The organism is Stenotrophomonas sp. 80084_Sma, from assembly GCF_056481995.1.
The window spans coordinates 2,692,495-2,709,300 of the sequence record NZ_CM151177.1 but is presented as its reverse complement, the minus strand read 5'-3'; the positions used below and the strand labels follow the sequence as shown (position 1 = coordinate 2,709,300).

Genomic DNA, 16,806 nt, shown 5'->3' with positions numbered 1-16,806 from the left:
CAATCTTAAAGCTCCAGTACCCGCCGGTAACTCAACGGCCCACGCCCATCGCGCAGGCCCAACCGCAGTTCAAGTCCGGTGGCCGGCAATACCTCGCCCTCGCTCGGCAACACGGCCCATCCCGTTCCAGGCTGCCACGCCCGCACCTCGAACCGCTGCACATCGCGCGCCACCGCAATGCCCTTCGACGGATCTGGTGCGGGCAGGGGATACCGGTCCGTAGCCGCACCACTGGCCCGCCACAGCGTGCTGCCCTGCCGCCACCAGCGCACCCGCTGCCAGTGCAGCCCATCACTGCCGACACTGCGGGTGATCTCCAGCGCGAAGCTGCCATCCGGGTGCCGCTCGCTCACCAGCGACGGGGGCAGCAATCGCTGCGGACGATCTGCCGGGCGCACCGCGCCATTCATCAGCGCATCGTCGGCACGCATTTCAATATCGCGCTGGAACTGCTGCAGCACGCGCAGCGCCGTCGTGGTCTCGGCATCGGCCTGGCGCAGGCGCTGGTCGCTGCTGGCCACGCTGTCCAGCGCACGCCAGCAGATCAGCGCCAGCACGCCCATGATGGTGATCGCGATCATCACCTCGATCAGGGTGAAGCCACGCACGGCGCGCCTCATTGCGCCGCCGTCCACGGCAGCTGCATCCGGGCCAGCGACTGTCGCGGTGCATCTTCGGCCACCACGGTCAATTCCAGTTGCGGCTGCCCGTCGCTGCCAGTGCCCAGATGCTGCAGGACCAGGAAGCTGCCGCGTCCCTGCACACAGCGCTGCCGCGCATCCCGCGGCGGCTGCCCGACGAGGCGCAGCTCCTGCCAGCGGTCCTGCGCGCACAACAGCGCCAGGCGACGGTCGCGCAGCCGTGACTGATCGTCGGTCGCCACTGCCACCGAGCGCATCACCGCAGCCAGTGCAATCGATACGATCGCCAGCGCGATCAGCACCTCGATCAGGGAGAATCCGCACGCCGTCTGCTTCACTGCACGACCTGCAATTGTCCGCTGCCATCATCACGAAGACGCAGTGCGCGGCCGTCCAGCGACAGTCCAAGCTCCCAGGCGGTACCGATCCACTCCGGGCTCAGCTCGATGGCGTTGGTGGGCTGCACCGCGATGCCTGCAGCCTGCCACTTCTGTGGACGCAGCAGATCATCGCGTTCAACGGTGACCCAGCGGCTGCCTTCGAGGCGGCTGAAACGATAGCCGGCGGCGTCGGCCTGCCAGCGCAGGGGGCGGCCATCGATGCGGGCCTCGTCGCGCGCCACCTGCAGGCGCTGCGCCAGTCGTTCGCCTTCCTGCCGCAGCTGGCGCGCGGGGTCGAGCAGGCTGCCCAGGCCCAGGCCGATGCCTGCCGTGCAGATGCCGATGATCACCAGCACCACCATCAGTTCCAGCAGGGTGAAACCACGCGGGATGCGTCGCATCGACATTGCCTCCTGTCCCTTGCCGATGCGTGCCAGCGTAGGCCCGCATGATGAAACAAAAGCGTCAGCCGCACCTGCTAGCGTAGGCGGACACGAACGTGGCGATGATGTGGAACATGGACGGCAGGCGCTGGGATCGGAATCGGATGTTGACCCTGCTGGCGGCGACGCTGCTGCTGGCCGTGGTGGCCTATTGGAGCGTCACCCTGTCTGCGGTGGCGCCAGCGGCGGCCGCGAGCGAAGCGCATGCCGAGGCGCCGGTACGGCCGATGTTCGATGCAGTGGCCAGCCTGCCACTGGTGCGGCTGCTGTCGCCCGGTGCGGTGCAGACCGAGGTGGTCGTGCTGGGCGTGATGGCGGGTGACCATGCGCCATTGGCCCTGCTCTCGGTAGATGGACGCCCAGCGGAAGCGTATGCGCCCGGCCAAAGACTCGGACCCTGCACGGTACTGGCCAGCATCAGTGCCAGCGCAGTGGAACTGAACCAGGCCGGGCAATCGCGCAGCCTGCCGGTGCCCGCGCTGCCAGCGGTGCCGACCGATGGCATCGTGCCCGCCAGCTCCCTGTAGAGCCGAGCCCACGCTCGGCTGCGTCTGGAAGAACAGTCGAGCAAGGCTCGACTCTACAAAATCCAGTGGAGCATGGCTCGACTCTACAAAATCCTGCCGAGCGCGGGCCCGGCTCCACGGCTGCGCAGGCTCAACGCGCCGGACGCTGCGGTTCCACCGAACGACCAAAGGCATCGCCCATGCGCTGTCGTGTGCCTTCCAGGTTGTACTGCATCAGCTGGTTGCCCGGCTGCCGCATCAGGCGTTCGGCTTCAGGCAGTGCCGGTGACTTCGCCGATTTCGGCGCCGGGGCCAGTTTGCGTTGCAGGCACTCCCAGGCGGGGATGCGCTCGCCGTTGACCTGTACTTCGATGCACGGCGCGGCATCGTCCTGCTTCTTCGCCTCTCCGGCCCAGGCCGATGGCAACGCCAGCAACAAGGCAAGGGCGAGGGCAGGGCGAAGGCCCGCCTCCAACGACTCACTCATCTTGAATCTCCTGCGAAAACCGACGCTCAGCAATGAAGACGTATGGCGAAGACAGTGTCCGCCTGCAACTGTTCCGGCGCTGTCAAAAGATGACAGTGCTGTCACAAAACTATTGGCGGCTTTGACGCGACGTACACGTCCTGTTGGTAGACCCACGCGCCGCTCCCTGGCCACTCCCTTCGATACGACGCGATGCCTTCGATGACTCCTGTTCCGTGCCGAGCCGTCCGCCTTCCGCTGCGCCTGCATCCGCTGGTGCTGGCTCTGGCCGCGATGCCGCTGCCATTGTTCGCGCAGGACGCGGCGCCTGCGCCCAGCGTGAACATCAATGAATACATCGTGCGCGGCAACACCGTGCTCGATCCGCGCCAGATCGAACGTGCGGTGGAGCCGTTCCTCGGCCCGGGCAAGACCCTGGCCGATGTCGAGAAGGCGCGCGATGCCGTCAATGCGCTGTACCAGCAGGCAGGCTACCAGTCGGTCTACGTCGAGCTGCCCGAGCAGCAGGTCAGTGGCGGCGTCGTGCTGCTGAAGGTGCAGCAGACGCCGATCGGGCAGCTGCGGGTCGTAGGCACGAAGCACGAATCGCCCGAACGCATCCGCGAACGCGTGCCGGCACTTGCCGAGGGCAAGGTGCCGGACTTCGACCAGGCGCAGAAGGAACTGACCGCGCTGAATGAAGGTGGACGTCGGCAGGTGATGCCGCTGGTGCGCGAGGGCCAGGTGCCGGGCACGATGGATGTGGACCTGCAGGTCGAAGAGAAGTCGCCGTGGCGTGCCAGCGCGTCACTCAACAACGACCACAGCGCCGACACCGAGAAGCTGCGCCTGAGTGCATCGCTGGCCTACGACAACCTGTGGAAGCGCGGGCACAGCGCCAACATCGGCGTGTACCTGGCGCCGGAAGATACCAAGCAGGCCAAGGTGTTCTCGGCCTCGTACATGATGCCGTTCGAGGGCACGCCGTGGAGCCTGGAAGCGTCCGGCTACAAGTCCGACAGCCGCGTGCTGAACGCGGGTGGGCAGGTGGGTACCGGCACCGGAACCAATGTAATCGGCAACGGCCATTCGATCGGTCTCAAGCTCAACTATCGACTGGCCGGCAGCAGCCAGTGGTGGCGCCAGCTCAGCCTCGGCGTGGACTTCAAGGACACCGAGGAAGACACGCAGATGGGCAAGGAGAGCCTGAAGACGCCGCTGAAGTACGCGCCGATCACCCTGGCGTTTGTCGGTGTGCGCCAGGGCGAGCAGGATCAGTTGAGCATCAATACCCAGCTGGTGGCCGGTACCCGCCGCCTGTTCGGCTATGGCAGCGATGCCATCGGATTCGGGCAGAAGCGCTACTGGGCGGACCCCAGTTTCATCGCGTTCAAGGCCGATGTGGCCAACACCCACACCTTCGGCAGCGATTGGCAGTGGTACGCGCGCGGCTCGCTGCAGGTGACCGACGCACCGCTGGTGTCGGCCGAGCAGTTCGCCGCCGGTGGCATGTACACCGTGCGCGGCTATCTGTCGGCCGAGGCGATCGGCGACTACGGCGGCCTGGCCAGCCTGGAATGGCGTACCCCGGCGTGGTCGCTGTGGAGCGGCACGGATCTGCGCGTCTACAGCTTTGCCGACGCCGCCTACCTGCGCCTGCGCCAGCCGCTGCCCGAGCAGCGTGACAAGTACAACCTGGCCTCGGTCGGCCTGGGCGCGCAGCTGCGCCTGGGTGAGCACCTGCAGCTGCGCCTGGACTACGCCTGGCCTTATGCCGATGGCCCGGTCACGCGCAAGGACGACCCGCGCCTGCATTTCAACATCAGCACCAGTTACTGACCCTTCCCTTGAACATGCGTTCTCCGGAGACCCTTCGCATGGACCGTTTGCTTTCCCGAGTGTTGTTGCTGCTGGCCGCGCTGGTTGCGCTGCCTGCTGCTGCGGCCGATGCCAATTGGTGGCAGGCCGAATGGAAGTACCGCAAGCCGATTACCGTCGATGCCGGCCCGCAGGGTGCGGGCCTGGCCGGTGACCCGGGCCGTACGCCGCTGCTGCTGCGCCTGCATACCGGCAACTTCGGTTTTGACGGCACCCAGGATGCGGGCAATGACCTGCGCTTCGTCTCGGGTGATGGCCGCACCGTGCTGGCCCACCAGATCGAGCAGTTCGATCCCAAGCTGGGCCTGGCCCTGGTCTGGGTGGACGTGCCGGCGGTCAGCGCCGCGGCGCCGCAGACGATCTGGATGTACTACGGCAACGAGAAGGCCCCGGCCAGCGGCAACGGCCAGCAGGTGTTCGACCCGGACTACACGCTGGTCTACCACTTCGCCGAAGCCAATGCGCCTGCACGCGACACCACCGCCTACGGCAACAATGCCGGTGCTGTGGTGCCGCCGTCCGAAGGTTCGGTGATCGGCCGTGGCGTGCAGTTGGGCGCAGGCCCGCTGCCGTTGCCGGCCAGCGCCTCGCTGGCACAGGAAGCGGGGGCGCCGTTGACCCTCTCGGCCTGGATCAAGCCGGGCAGCAACAATGCGGCGCAGGCGATCTACGCCCGTCGCGATGGCGCCTCCGAGCTGGTGGTCGGTATCGAGAACCGCGTGCCGTTCGTTCAGCTCAATGGCCAGCGCAGCACGCCGGCACAGCCGATTCCGGAAGGGCAGTGGGCGCACGTGGCACTGACCGCGGAGAAGGGTGCGCTGCAGCTGTACCTCAACGGCCGTGTAGTGGCCCAGCTGAGCGGCGAGCTGCCGGCGCTGGGTACCGCGCCGGTGGTGGGCGCCGATGCGCCGGGCGCGGCGCAGCCGCTGGCCAACTTCGAAGGTGCGCTGGATGAGTTGCGCGTCTCGCGGGTTGCACGTCCAGCCGCGCTGCTGCTGGCCGATGCCACCGCTCAGGGCGCCGACTCGCGCCTGATCAGCTACGGCGCCGACGAGCAGTCGGCCGGCCAGAGCCACTTCGGCTTCATCCTCAAGGCGATGCCGTTCGATGCCTGGGTGGTGGTCGCCATCCTCGGCCTGATGATGCTGATGTCATGGGCGATCATGATTGCCAAGAGCCGCCACTTCGGCCGCACCAGCAAGGCCAACGCGGTATTCACCGAGAGCTTCGGCAAGTTGTCCGGTGTGCCGCTGCGCACTCTGTCCGAGATGGACCGCCAGGGCAAGGCGCCGACCGCGATGCATGACGGCTCGCTGTGGCGCATCTACCAGGTGGCCATCGATGAAATGCAGCAGCGCCACCAGCGCGATGGCAACAGTGGCTACCTGAGCGGTGCCACCATCGCCGCGATCCGTGCCTCGATGGATGCGGTGATGGTGCGCGAGCAGGAAGCAATGGCACGGCGCATGAACTGGCTGTCGACCACCATCGAAGGTGCGCCCTACGTGGGCCTGTTCGGCACCGTGATCGGCATCATGCTGGTGTTCGTGGTGGCGGCGATGGCCGGCGCGGTGGACATCAACTCGGTGGCGCCCGGCATGGCCGCGGCGCTGCTGTGTACCGCTGCCGGCCTCGGCGTCGCGATTCCGGCGCTGTTCGGCTATAACTACCTGGGCGCGCGTGCCGAGGCGATCGGCGCGGACATGGCGGTGTTCATCGACGAGTTCGCCGCGCGCCTGGCCGAAGAGCAGGACGGGCGCGGCCCGGCCGCGGTCCAGGGCTGAGGGGCGCGCCATGGGCCAGAAGGCGAAGTTCGGCATCAAGAAGCGCGAGAAGGGCATCAACGTGACGCCCTTCGTCGACGTGCTGCTGGTGGTGCTGGTGATCTTCATCCTGACCAGCAATGCCTCCATCCCCGGTATCGAGGTCAATCTGCCGAAGGCCAGCAACAGCGTGGCCCTGGAAAAGCCGAAGACCAAGGCGATCACCATCGACCCCAGCGGCCAGGTGTTCCTGGATGCCTACCCGGTGACGATGGCCGAGCTGGAAGACCGCCTGCGTACCGAGCGCGCGACCACACCGGATTTTCCGGTGATCGTACGCGGTGATGCGCAGGTGCAGTACGCCCGCGTGGTCGAGGTACTGGACCTGCTGCGGCGGCTGGAGCTGGCCCAGGTCGGCCTGGTCACCGGCAAGGCGCAGGGCTGAGGCATGACGGCCCATCAACCCCCTCGGCCGGAGCCCGGCATGCGCGGTCGCCAGTTGCTGGTGACCGTGGCCCTGGTGCTGGCCGCGTTGCTGGTGCTCGGTATCGCGGTGTGGTGGCTGTTGTTCAAGGACACCGCCAGCACCCGCCGGCCGGTGGTGCAACCGCCGATGCTGGCGCTGCCCCCCCTCCGCCGCCGCCCCCGCCGCCCCCGGAAAAACCACCGGAGCCGGAGACGCCGCCGGAAGAGACGATGCCCGAGCCGGAGCCGCTGGATCAGCCGACGCCGGCCGAAGAGCCGACGCCGACGCCGGATAACAGCGATCCGGTGACGATGAATGCCGACGCGCAGGCCGGTGGTGACAACTTCGGTATCCAGTCCGGCAGTGGTGGCGGTTCGTCCGGCGTTGGCCGTGGTGGCGCCGGCAACGCTACCTACGGCCGCTACCTGGGCTACCTGATGCAGCAGGCGATCTCGCGCGACGACAAGGTCAAGCGCCTGGCGTTCCAGCTGCAGGTGAATGTGTGGCTGGCCAACGACGGCCGCCTGGAGAAGGTCGAGCTGGTACGCGGCAGTGGCAACGAGGAGGCCGACGCGGCCGTGCTCGATGCCCTGCGTCGCATCGGCAAGGTTGACCAGGCACCGCCGCCGTCACTCGATTTCCCCGCCCGCGTCCTGATCCAGGGCCGCCGGCCCGGGGCCTGATTCCCGACTTCCATGATTCCCCTTCTTTCGATGAGAACCGTGATGAACGACCACGTCCGCGCACGAACCGACTCCCGCCGCCCGCGGCCGGCCCGACGGGCGCTGCTGTGCTGCGCCGTGCTGCTCAGCCTGGCTGCACCGGCCGGTGCGATGGCCGCCGAAACCACCATGGTCAAGCTGATCAAGGGCCTGATCGCCAGTGGTGCACTGAAGCCCGAAGACGGCCAGGCGTTGTTGGTGCAGGCCGAAGCCGAAGCGGTGGCCGCACAACGCACCGCAGCCAGCGGCAGCACAGCCGCCAGCGGTGGCGTGGCCCTGGAAGCCGGCGACGTGCGCGTGCCCTACGTGCCGCAGAGCGTACGCGACGGCATTCGTGACGAGGTGCGCCAGGACGTGATGGCGCAGGCCAAGGCGGAAGGCTGGGCGGCACCCAACGAAGTGGCCGAATGGACCAAGCGCATCAAGGTCACCGGTGACATGCGTGTACGCAGCGAGTCGCGCTTCTACTCCGAGCGCAACAGCGACATCGTGAGCAACTGGGCGTCGATCAATTCCGGCAACGGCTTCGATACCAACACCAATACCAACCTGCAGCTGCCGCCGCTGCTGAACACCCGCCAGGACCGCCGCAACCTGTGGCGCATCCGTGCCCGCCTGGGCATCGAGGCCACCATTGGCCAGCACACCACGGCCGGCGTGCGCCTGGCCAGCGGCAGCAGCAATGGCCCGGTGTCGACCACCGAGCAGCTGGGTGGCGGCCTGAGCAAGAAGGACGTGTGGCTGGACCAGGCCTGGCTAGCCTACAGCCCGGCGGACTGGGTGACGGTGCGTGGCGGCCGCTTCGGCAATCCGTTCTGGACCAGCGACACGCTGTTCTCCAACGATCTCAATTTCGATGGTCTGGCCGCGAACCTGAAGTATGACTTCGATGGTGGCGACCTCGACCTGTTCGGCAACCTCGCGGTGGTACCGCTGGAGTACACCTCCGACAGCTCGCCGAGCCAGAGCAAGGTCAAGACTCCGAACGAGAACAAGTGGCTGTCCGGTGCCCAGGTGGGCGTGAACTGGCGCTTCAACGATGACAACGCACTGCGTGCTGCGCTGGGCTACTACGACTTCAAGAACATCAGCGGTCGCCTGTCCTCAACGTGCTCGCTGTATTCGGGTGCGGTGGGCTGCGACACTGACTGGTCGCGCCCGGCGTTCATGCAGAAGGGCAACACCCTGATGCTGATCCGCAACATCGCGCGCAATCCGGTGGATCCGGCCGGTACGCCGACCCCGCAGTATGTCGGCCTGGCCTCGGCCTTCCGCCTGGCCACGCTGAACCTGCGCTGGGATACACAGCTGGCGCAGGGCATCGGTCTGCGCCTGGATGGCGATTACATCCGCAACCTGGCCTACGACAAGCAGGCCATGTTCAGTCGTGCCCAGAACGGCATCGTCAACAACTACGGCGCCGGCGATACTGTCGGCATCGATACCTTCCGCAGCGGCGACACCGCCTGGATGCTGCAGGCCACCTTCGGTGCTACCGAGCTGAAGGAGAAGGGCCAGTGGCAGGCACTGCTGGGCTACAAGCACATTGAGGCCGACGCGTTGCCCGACGCCTACAACGATCCGAACTTCCACCTGGGCGGCACCAACGCCCGCGGTTACTACGTGGGCGGTGCCTACGCGCTGGACGCGCGCAGCTGGATCAGCGGCAAGTGGATGGCGGCCAAGGAAGTGTCCGGTGCGCCGCTGTCGATCGACGTGTTCCAGCTGGAGTTCAACACCGGCTTCTGAGTGGCGGGCGTGATGCGGATCACGTAGTGCGTGGCGGGGGCGCAGCGATGCGCCCGTCTAAGGAAAGGAGACCACGCGTTGTTCAAAAGGAGGAGTGGATGAGCCGTCGCAAACTGTTCGAGAGTCCCGAACCGTCCAGCCAGATGCTGGGTGTTGGACCGGCCTATGTTTCAGTGGAGGGCCTGCGCCAGCACCTGGCCGAGTTCCTGCTGTATGCGGGCCGGCCGGTGGTGATCATGCGCGGGCGCAGCGAAGTGGGCTACTTCCTGCCGGCGCGCTGCTGGCGCCAGCGTGACGATGATCCGCTGGCGGCGGCTGCCGCCGACCAGCTGCTGGATGCGGCCGGTTTCCAGGCCGAGGACATCCAGCAGGTCGAACAGGAATTCAACGCGATGCGCCAGCGCACCGTGCTGCATTCACGGCGCTGAGCCTTCCGTAGAGCCGGGCCCATGCTCGGCTTTTCGGGCGGTTGCACGCGACGTTGGCAACAGCCCCTGTCGTTGTCTTCGCCTCTACAGTAGATCCACGCCATGCGTGGATGGCACACGCCCGGCCGCAGCTACAACGCCAGCACCTGTCCCGGTTCCAGCGCCTGCAGAAATGCGTCGTCATGCGACACCACCACCAACGTGCCCGGGAACACCCGCAGCACCTGCAGCAAGTGCATCCGCAGCGTCATGTCCAGGTTGTTGGTGGGTTCGTCCAGAACCAGCAGCGTCGGGGGTTTGGCCGCCATCAATGCCAATGAAAGCCGCGCCCGTTCGCCACCGGACAATGCGGACACGTGCGTCTGCGCCGTGGCGTCGCCGCGGAACAGGAAGTCGGCCAGGTGCAGCCGGCACTGGGTCTGGCTCCACTCCGGCATTTGGGCAGACAGCGCCTGGAGAGGCGTGACCTGCATCGGCAGGTCCCGGTAGTGCTGGTCAAGCAGGGCGATCTGAGCAGCTGGCGGCAGCAACCAGTCACCATCACGGTGGATGCTTGGGTCGCCGCACAGCGCGCGGGCCAGCGTGGACTTGCCGCTGCCGTTGTCACCGGTGATCGCCAGGCGATCGCCGACATCCAGGCGCAGATGCAGTCCACCCAGCACCGTTTCCGTGGCATGCGCCACGCTGGCGTCGGTCAGCTGCACCACCACTCCCTCACGTCGCCAGCCGGCCGGCAACGCGAAGGCAGGCTCGATGATGGTCTCGCGCTGCAGGTCATTGCGACGAGCCTCGATGTCTTCCTGCTGCTCACGGATCTGCAGTTGCTTGCCGCCGGCGGTGGTATTGCCACGGCCGAGCTTGGTGGCTGAACGGACGCCGCCCCACTTGCGCTGTTCGACCTTGCGCACGCCGCGTTCCCGCGAGCTCGCGGCGCGCTGCTGTTCGCGCATCAACGCCTCATGGGCCTGGCCGCGCTCCTGATCCAGCTGGCGCAGCTGCCGGTCGCTGGCCTCGCGTCGCTGCTGCAGGTCCGCCTGATAGTCGCGGTAGCGACCGCCGAAGTGGCTCACGCGCCCGCCACGTATGTGCCAGAGCTCATTACAGAGCGCATCGATCAGGGCTTCATCGTGGGTGGCCACCAACAGTGCGTCGTGGAACTGGCGCAGGCGCGCGATCAGCGAGCGGCGTGCACTGCGGTCCAGGTGATTGCTGGGTTCATCCAGTAGCAGTACATCGGGGTCGGCATCAAGCGCGCGGGCGAGCGAATGGCGCATCTGCTCGCCGCCGCTGCGAGAGGAGTCATCCAGTACGTGCTGCGGCACGTAGGCGATGCGTGCGCCATCGCGGCGGATGATGGTCCCGCCACTGGGCACCAGAGTACCGGCCAATATCTGCAGCAGGCAGCTCTTGCCGCTGCCGTTGTCGCCGATCAGGGCGATGCGGGCACCTGAGGGCTGGTGCAGGTTGACGTCGGCCAGCAGGGCGCGGCCGTTGAAATCCAGATCCAAAGCATGGGCACGTAACATCGCGTGCGGTCCTCCTGTTGCTGCGCGCTCACTGCATCCGAACGCGGACGCGCAGCTTGGAACAGGGGCGAGGCCGGAACAAGCGAGGAACCGGCCAAGATCCGCCGCAGGTGGGCCAGACCTCCTTCAGCCGCGCTCACTGGTGATGCGCGCACCTTCGCGCATCACCAGCGTCACCGGGGTCTTTTCCACCACCTCCAGCAACCGCTGCCACTGCGCATCGCTCAGCTCGGCGCTGGCATGCAGCACGCGGTGCACGTGGAAGCGTCCATCTTCGTCGCGTTCCGAGCGCAGCTCGGCATGGAACTCGCCCAGCTCCCAGCCCTTGCGTTGCGCATACATGCGCAGGGTGATGGCGGTGCAGGCGGCCAGCGAGGCCAGGTACAGATCGAAGGGCGCGAAGCCCTTGCCCTGACCGCCCAGCGAGGCGGGCTCGTCCGCGTCTACATCAAAGCTTCCATTGCTGATGTGGTGCAGGTAGTTGTCGCCGGTCGAAACAATGCGCGCGTAGGCCATCACATTCTCCATCTGTCTCTAGCGTCGAGCCACGCTCGACCAAACCCACTGTAGCGTCGAGCCATGCTCGACTGCTCCCAAAGGCGGCGCCAGCCAAGGCCAGCGCCGCCACCCAATCACTCGGTACGATCGTACGAGAACTGGATGCCTGCCGTACCACCGGTTTCAATGAAGAGGTTCATGAAAGCCGGCACCGTTTCTGAGCGGGCCCAGTCGCGCTGCAGCTCGCAGAACAACTGCGGCACGCTGATCAGCTGGCCCCCGGCCTGTTCGATGCGGCGCAACGCGGCATCATGCGCCGCCAGCGAAGTGCCGCCAACGGCATCGACCACCACGTACACCTCATAGCCTTCCTTCAACGCATCCAGGGCCGGGAAAGTCAGACAGGCTTCGGTCCACAGTGCGGTCATGATCAGCTTGCGGCGGCCGGTGGCCTCCACCGCCTTGCGGAACTCGACGTCTTCCCAGGAATTGATGGTGGTGCGGTCGTAGGTGGGGTAGTCGCCCAGCACCTTGCGCAGCTGCGGAATCGGCGGCTTGTTCAGGCCGGTCTTGACGTTGACCGTCGAATGCACGATCGGCAGACCGTAAGCCACAGCGGCCTTGGCGGTGCCGACGATGTTGTTGACCAGCAGCTGGCGGTCCATCGAGGCGATGGAGTTCACCTGCACCGGCTGGTAGTCGATGATGATGAAGGCGGAATTCTGCGGGGTCAGCAGGTGGTCGCTGGCCGGGTCGCGGATCGGTTCACTGGACATGATGGGTCTCCGGTTGGGAGGAGTGCCGGCAGCGGGCCGGCACCCCGGGGGCAGCTCAGCTGCGCTGCGAATCCAGCTGCTCCTGGTTCTTCTGCACGTCCTGCGCCTTGAGGTAGCTCTCGATCAGCAGCTGGTAGTTCGGGAAGATCTTCGTGTAGACCTCGGCCCATTGCTGAGCATCGTCGCGGTTCCAGCTGCGCTGGATCTCCGAGGCCACCGCGGCGGTGTCCATCGGCACCACGCCGGCCTGCACCACGCGGGCCAGGGTGATCTCTTCGGCCATCTTCGAATAGGTGCCCGAGGCATCGATCACCGCGAACACCTGGTAGCCATCGGCAACGGCGGCGATCGACGGGAAGGCCATGCACACACTGGTGATGGTGCCGGCAATGATCAGCTGCTTGCGGCCGGTGGCCTTCACCGCGGCAACGAATTCCGGGTTGTCCCAGGCGTTGATCTCACCCTTGCGCGCCACGTACTGGGCGTGCGGGGCCGCGTCGTGGATCTCCGGGATCAGCGGGCCATTCGGGCCCTGCGGAACAGAGGCGGTGGTGATCACCGGCATCTTTGCCAGCGTGGCCATCTTCGCCAGCGCAGTGGCGTGGGCGCGCACGCTGGTGAATGGCATGTCACCGATGGTCTGGAACAGGCCACTCTGGTGGTCGATCAGCAGCATCGCGGCGTTGTCCGGATCGATCACCGGGCGGGCACCATTGAAGTTGGCGGGGGTACTCATGGTCAGTCTCCTGGGGAAGGTGGGCGATGGCCCATTGGCGCGACGGGTCATCGCCCGCCGCGCGGAAGCGCTCAGTGCGCGATCCGGCCGAAACGGCCGCTGTTGAAGTCGTTGACCGCCTGTGCGATCTCGGCCTGGCTGTTCATCACGAACGGGCCATAGCCCACCACCGGCTCGTCGATCGGCTCGCCGCTGAGCAGCAGTACAGTGGCGTCGCTGTCGGCGTCGACGAACACGTCCTCGCCGCTGCGATCGAAGGTGACCAGCTGCGCCTCGCCGACCGGCTGGCCGCCGTTGATCCGGACCGAGCCCTTCAGCACCACCACCGCCAGCGTGCGGCCATCGGCCACCGGCAGTTCGGCGTGGTGGCCCTGCTGCAGGCGGATGTCCCAGACATCCATCGGCGTGTGGGTACGTGCCGGACCGGCGTGGCCGTCGAAGCGGCCCGCGATGACACGCACGCGGCCGGCGCCCTCAGGCAGATCCACCGAGGGGATCTCTGCGTCAAGCAGGGTCTGGTAGCCCGGTGCGCCCATCTTGTCCCGCGCCGGCAGGTTGACCCAAAGCTGGACCATGTCCAGCGTGCCGCCGCGCTTGCTGAATTCCGGCGTGTGGAATTCCTCGTGGAGGATGCCGGAGGCAGCGGTCATCCACTGCACGTCACCCGGGCCGATGGTGCCGCCGGCCCCGGTCGAATCGCGGTGGGCGACCTCGCCCTCATAGACGATGGTGACCGTCTCGAAACCGCGGTGCGGATGCTGGCCGACCCCACGCGGGGTATCGCTGGGGGCGAAGGTGTACGGGCCGGCATAGTCCAGCAGCAGGAACGGGCTCAGGTGCTGGCCGTGGGTGTTGTAGGAAAACATCGAGCGGGCGGGGAATCCATCGCCCACCCAGTGCGGGCGGGGGGCGCTGTAGGTACCGGTGACACGCTTCATGGCGATCTCCTGGCCGGGGCTGCCGGCCGCTGTTCTTCGTTGCAGGAGACGATATCGCCGCGACAATTTGGCCGGTAGACGCCAACATTTGCCGTCATAGTCCTATCTGGTGAACAATGGCGGCAGGCCGTGGGCCGCAGGAGATCGCCCCGTGTTCATCGCAGATATCCGCCGTTGTGACCTCAACGACCTGTTCTATTTCGCCATGGTGGTCGAGCACGGCGGCTTCTCGCAGGCCGGTCGGGCGCTGGCCATGCCGAAGTCGAAACTGAGCCGGCGCATCGCGCTGCTGGAGGAACGGTTGGGCGTGCGCCTGATCCAGCGCTCGACGCGGCGTTTCTCGGTCACCGAGGTCGGCCAGGACTACTACCGCCACTGCAAGGCGATGCTGGTCGAGGCCGAGGCCGCAGAAGAAGCCATCGCGATGTCACGCGCCGAGCCGCGCGGCACCATCCGCCTTGCGTGCCCGATCGCGATCCTGCACGCGCGCATCGGTCCGATGCTGGCCGACTTCCTGGCCCTGCACCCGCAGGTGACGGTGCAGCTGGACGCCACCAACCGCCGCGTGGACGTGGTGGGCGAGGGCGTGGATGTGGCGATCCGGGTACGGCCGCCGCCGCTGGAGGACAGTGAACTTGTGGTACGCGTGCTGGCGCGCCGAGTGTGGTGCACCAGTGCCAGTCCGGCGCTGCTGCAGCGGCTGGGCACGCCGCAGGTGCCGGCCGACCTGGCGATGATGCCGACCGTCGATCTGGCCTCGCCCAGTCAGCAGCATGTGTGGGAATACAGTGGGCCCGGCGAGATCCAGGCCAGCGTGCATCACCGCCCGCGCCTGGTCAGCGATGACATGATCGCGCTGCGCGCAGCCGCGGTGGCCGGGGTCGGGCTGTTGATGCTGCCGCGGATGATGATCACCGATGAGCTGGACAGCGGCGCGCTGGTGCCGGTGCTGCCGGAGTGGGTGCCGAAGCACGGCATCGTGCATGCGGTGTTCCCTTCGCGGCGTGGGCTGCTGCCGGCAGTGCGTGCGTTGATCGATTACCTCGCCGAGCGTTTCGAGGCGTTGGACGAACCGTAGGCTCCGCATCCACGCATGGCGTGGATCTACTGGATCCGGCGCCGCCTGGGAGATCCACGCCATGTGTGGATGATCCTGGTGCCGCGCGACAGGCTTTCGCTTGCCGCCTGCGGCCGCGCAGCCCACAATCCATGTCCGGACCGTCGCCATCACGCCCATCATTCCCCGGTCCGGCCTTGGCACCTATGTCTCCCAATGCCCTGGCGCTGGTCGAGCTGCTGATCCGCGAGCGCCGTGCGTTGTCTCGCTTCATCGCGCGCTATCTCGACCCGGCCAGTACCGAGGACACCCTGCAGAACCTGTACCTGAAGGCCAGCAGCGTGCCCGGTGATCCACCGATCCTGGAGCCGCGCGGCTATCTGTACCGGATGGCCTATCACCATGCGCTCAACCGCAGCCAGGCCGACGCCCGCGAGCGGCGCGCGATGGCCGAGTACGCCGCCGACATGGCCGAGGCGGGCCACGACGGCGAGGCGCAGGCACTGGACCAGGCACAGCTGCGCGAGATCACCCAGACCATCCTCGCGCTGCCAGCGCAGGTCCGCGAGTGCTTCGTGCTCAACCGCTACCTGGGCCTGAGCGAGCGCGAGATCGCGACACGGCTGGGTATTTCCAAGAGCCTGGTCGGCAAGCATGTGCTGCGCGCGGCACTGTTGATCCAGCAGCACCAGCAGGGAATGCATCGATGAGCGGCGATTGCAGTGGGCAGATCGCGCCCGCCGTTGTCACAACAGGAAAGCGCACCCGTTCGTGGTGCGGCAGGCCACAACCATGACCACGTCCGAACCCTCGCCGCGTCAGGCCAGGCAGGCGTTGCGCTGGGTGATCCGGTGCAGTGCAGGCCCGCTGCCGGAACGCCAGCAACGAACCCTGCAGCGCTGGCTGCAGGCCGATCCACGCCATGCGCTGGCCTGGCGCCAGCAGACGGCGTTCTGGCGGGGGCTGGATGCCGCCGGGCCCGAGGTGCTGGCGGCGCTGCCCGAGCTCACCACCGATCGCGAGGGCCTGCGCCCGATCGCGCCGCGCCGCCTGCCATGGCTGCTGGCCAGTGCCGCCGCTGTGGTTCTGATGGTCGCGGCCGCACCGCAGGCGCTGTTGCTGGCACGCAGTGACCTGCGCAGCAGCGATACACCACGCGTGGTGCAGCTGGAAGACGGCAGCACCGCCGTGCTCGATGCGGGCACCGCATTGGCGGTTGCGTTCGATGGCCAGCAGCGGCACCTGCGCCTGCTGCGCGGCCAGGCCTGGTTCCAGGTGGCCCATGAGGCGCGACCGTTCCAGGTCGAGGCGGCGGGCGGCCTGGTCCGTGACATCGGTACCGCCTTCAGTGTGTCGATGCTGGATACCACGGTCACCACCCAGGTCAGCGAGGGTGTGGTCGACGTGCGTCCGGGCGATGGCAGCGTACAGCGCCTGCATGCGGGGCAGTCACGCGTGTTCCGTGACGGTCGCTGGCTGCAGCCTGTGCGGCTGGAAGATCCCGAGGCCGTGGCGCCATGGCGGCGGGGCGAGGTAGTGATCGATGATCAGTCGGCCACGCAGGCCATCGCCGATCTGGCGCGCTACCATCGCGCCCCGGTCTGGGTACTGGGTGGGCAGGGTGCAGGCGTACGGGTCAGTGGCTTGTTCCACCTGCGGCAGCCGGAGACGGCCATCGATGCGGTGGCCGCGCAGGCAGGACTGCGAGTGCAGCGCTTGCCCGGCGGCGCGCTGGTGGTGTGGTGAGGCCCGCGCAGCACCTGGATGAACGGGCCGCATGAAAAAAACATGAAAAAAGCCGTGGGCACCTGCAGTGTCCCGCTGTCTATAGAG

The 16,806-nt window shown here is 67.0% G+C and carries 18 protein-coding genes and 1 pseudogene; 10 read left to right on the top strand and 9 right to left on the bottom strand.

Going from position 1 to position 16,806, the window contains the following annotated elements; translation table 11 throughout:
* Positions 1-5 precede the first annotated feature (5 nt).
* The 3 genes from ACZK3W_RS12590 to gspH are packed head-to-tail and all read right to left on the bottom strand — an operon-like array spanning position 6 to position 1,422.
* Positions 6-620 carry a prepilin-type N-terminal cleavage/methylation domain-containing protein gene (locus ACZK3W_RS12590; RefSeq protein WP_125893654.1) on the bottom strand — a complete coding sequence of 205 codons (615 nt, stop codon included), beginning with the start codon at positions 618-620 and terminating at the stop codon, positions 6-8.
* Entirely contained in the window at positions 617-979 is a 363-nt protein-coding gene (gene gspI / locus ACZK3W_RS12585; protein ID WP_180838025.1) for a type II secretion system minor pseudopilin GspI, read from the bottom strand. Before gspI ends, ACZK3W_RS12590 begins: the two co-directional genes overlap by 4 nt.
* Entirely contained in the window at positions 976-1,422 is a 447-nt protein-coding gene (gene gspH, locus ACZK3W_RS12580; protein ID WP_049462512.1) for a type II secretion system minor pseudopilin GspH, read from the bottom strand. Before gspH ends, gspI begins: the two co-directional genes overlap by 4 nt.
* A gap of 104 nt (positions 1,423-1,526) precedes the next feature.
* Between gspH and ACZK3W_RS12575 the strand changes: the two genes are divergently transcribed.
* Complete coding sequence (locus ACZK3W_RS12575; protein WP_180838024.1) at positions 1,527-1,991, top strand: general secretion pathway protein; 465 nt, start codon at positions 1,527-1,529, stop codon at positions 1,989-1,991.
* 130 nt (positions 1,992-2,121) lie between these two features.
* Here ACZK3W_RS12575 and ACZK3W_RS12570 read toward each other — a convergent pair whose 3' ends face one another.
* Positions 2,122-2,457: a hypothetical protein gene (locus tag ACZK3W_RS12570; protein ID WP_121503439.1), complete on the bottom strand. Its 336-nt coding sequence runs from the start codon at positions 2,455-2,457 to the stop codon at positions 2,122-2,124.
* A 201-nt stretch (positions 2,458-2,658) separates the two neighbouring features.
* On the opposite strand from ACZK3W_RS12570, the gene ACZK3W_RS12565 reads away from it, so the two are divergent.
* The 6 genes and pseudogenes from ACZK3W_RS12565 to ACZK3W_RS12540 all read left to right on the top strand — a co-directional run bounded on the left by ACZK3W_RS12565 (position 2,659) and on the right by ACZK3W_RS12540 (position 9,442).
* Entirely contained in the window at positions 2,659-4,275 is a 1,617-nt protein-coding gene (locus ACZK3W_RS12565) for a ShlB/FhaC/HecB family hemolysin secretion/activation protein (RefSeq protein ID WP_125893650.1), read from the top strand.
* Positions 4,276-4,313: 38 nt separating this feature from the next.
* Entirely contained in the window at positions 4,314-6,098 is a 1,785-nt protein-coding gene (locus tag ACZK3W_RS12560; RefSeq protein WP_125893648.1) for a DUF2341 domain-containing protein, read from the top strand.
* A 10-nt stretch (positions 6,099-6,108) separates the two neighbouring features.
* Complete coding sequence (locus ACZK3W_RS12555; RefSeq protein ID WP_005409874.1) at positions 6,109-6,522, top strand: ExbD/TolR family protein; 414 nt, start codon at positions 6,109-6,111, stop codon at positions 6,520-6,522.
* Positions 6,523-6,561: 39 nt separating this feature from the next.
* A pseudogene (gene tolA / locus ACZK3W_RS12550) lies at positions 6,562-7,226 on the top strand (cell envelope integrity protein TolA).
* A 42-nt stretch (positions 7,227-7,268) separates the two neighbouring features.
* Positions 7,269-9,014, top strand: a complete 1,746-nt coding sequence (locus tag ACZK3W_RS12545; RefSeq protein ID WP_125893646.1) for a putative porin — start codon at positions 7,269-7,271, stop codon at positions 9,012-9,014.
* 98 nt (positions 9,015-9,112) lie between these two features.
* Entirely contained in the window at positions 9,113-9,442 is a 330-nt protein-coding gene (locus ACZK3W_RS12540) for a hypothetical protein (RefSeq protein ID WP_005409871.1), read from the top strand.
* 131 nt (positions 9,443-9,573) lie between these two features.
* Here the strand turns inward: ACZK3W_RS12540 and ACZK3W_RS12535 are convergent, their stop codons facing one another.
* The 5 genes from ACZK3W_RS12535 to ACZK3W_RS12515 all read right to left on the bottom strand — a co-directional run bounded on the left by ACZK3W_RS12535 (position 9,574) and on the right by ACZK3W_RS12515 (position 13,916).
* Complete coding sequence (locus tag ACZK3W_RS12535; protein WP_197615653.1) at positions 9,574-10,968, bottom strand: ATP-binding cassette domain-containing protein; 1,395 nt, start codon at positions 10,966-10,968, stop codon at positions 9,574-9,576.
* 126 nt (positions 10,969-11,094) lie between these two features.
* Positions 11,095-11,484 carry an OsmC family protein gene (locus tag ACZK3W_RS12530; protein WP_032129425.1) on the bottom strand — a complete coding sequence of 130 codons (390 nt, stop codon included), beginning with the start codon at positions 11,482-11,484 and terminating at the stop codon, positions 11,095-11,097.
* 116 nt (positions 11,485-11,600) lie between these two features.
* Complete coding sequence (locus tag ACZK3W_RS12525) at positions 11,601-12,242, bottom strand: hydrolase (protein WP_005409869.1); 642 nt, start codon at positions 12,240-12,242, stop codon at positions 11,601-11,603.
* Positions 12,243-12,297: 55 nt separating this feature from the next.
* A complete protein-coding gene (locus ACZK3W_RS12520; RefSeq protein WP_071227966.1) occupies positions 12,298-12,978 on the bottom strand; it encodes a hydrolase in 681 nt (226 codons plus the stop codon).
* A gap of 71 nt (positions 12,979-13,049) precedes the next feature.
* The gene (locus ACZK3W_RS12515; RefSeq protein WP_197615652.1) at positions 13,050-13,916 is read right to left on the bottom strand and encodes a pirin family protein; all 867 of its coding nucleotides are present in this window, start codon (positions 13,914-13,916) and stop codon (positions 13,050-13,052) included.
* A 151-nt stretch (positions 13,917-14,067) separates the two neighbouring features.
* Here ACZK3W_RS12515 and ACZK3W_RS12510 point away from each other — a divergent pair, with 151 nt between their 5' ends.
* From ACZK3W_RS12510 to ACZK3W_RS12500, 3 genes are all read left to right on the top strand, one after another.
* Complete coding sequence (locus ACZK3W_RS12510) at positions 14,068-14,994, top strand: LysR family transcriptional regulator (protein ID WP_197615651.1); 927 nt, start codon at positions 14,068-14,070, stop codon at positions 14,992-14,994.
* A 185-nt stretch (positions 14,995-15,179) separates the two neighbouring features.
* Positions 15,180-15,683, top strand: a complete 504-nt coding sequence (locus ACZK3W_RS12505; protein WP_049462496.1) for an RNA polymerase sigma factor — start codon at positions 15,180-15,182, stop codon at positions 15,681-15,683.
* Between the two features lie 82 nt (positions 15,684-15,765).
* Positions 15,766-16,719 carry a FecR family protein gene (locus tag ACZK3W_RS12500; RefSeq protein WP_180838018.1) on the top strand — a complete coding sequence of 318 codons (954 nt, stop codon included), beginning with the start codon at positions 15,766-15,768 and terminating at the stop codon, positions 16,717-16,719.
* The last annotated feature ends 87 nt before the right edge of the window (positions 16,720-16,806 follow it).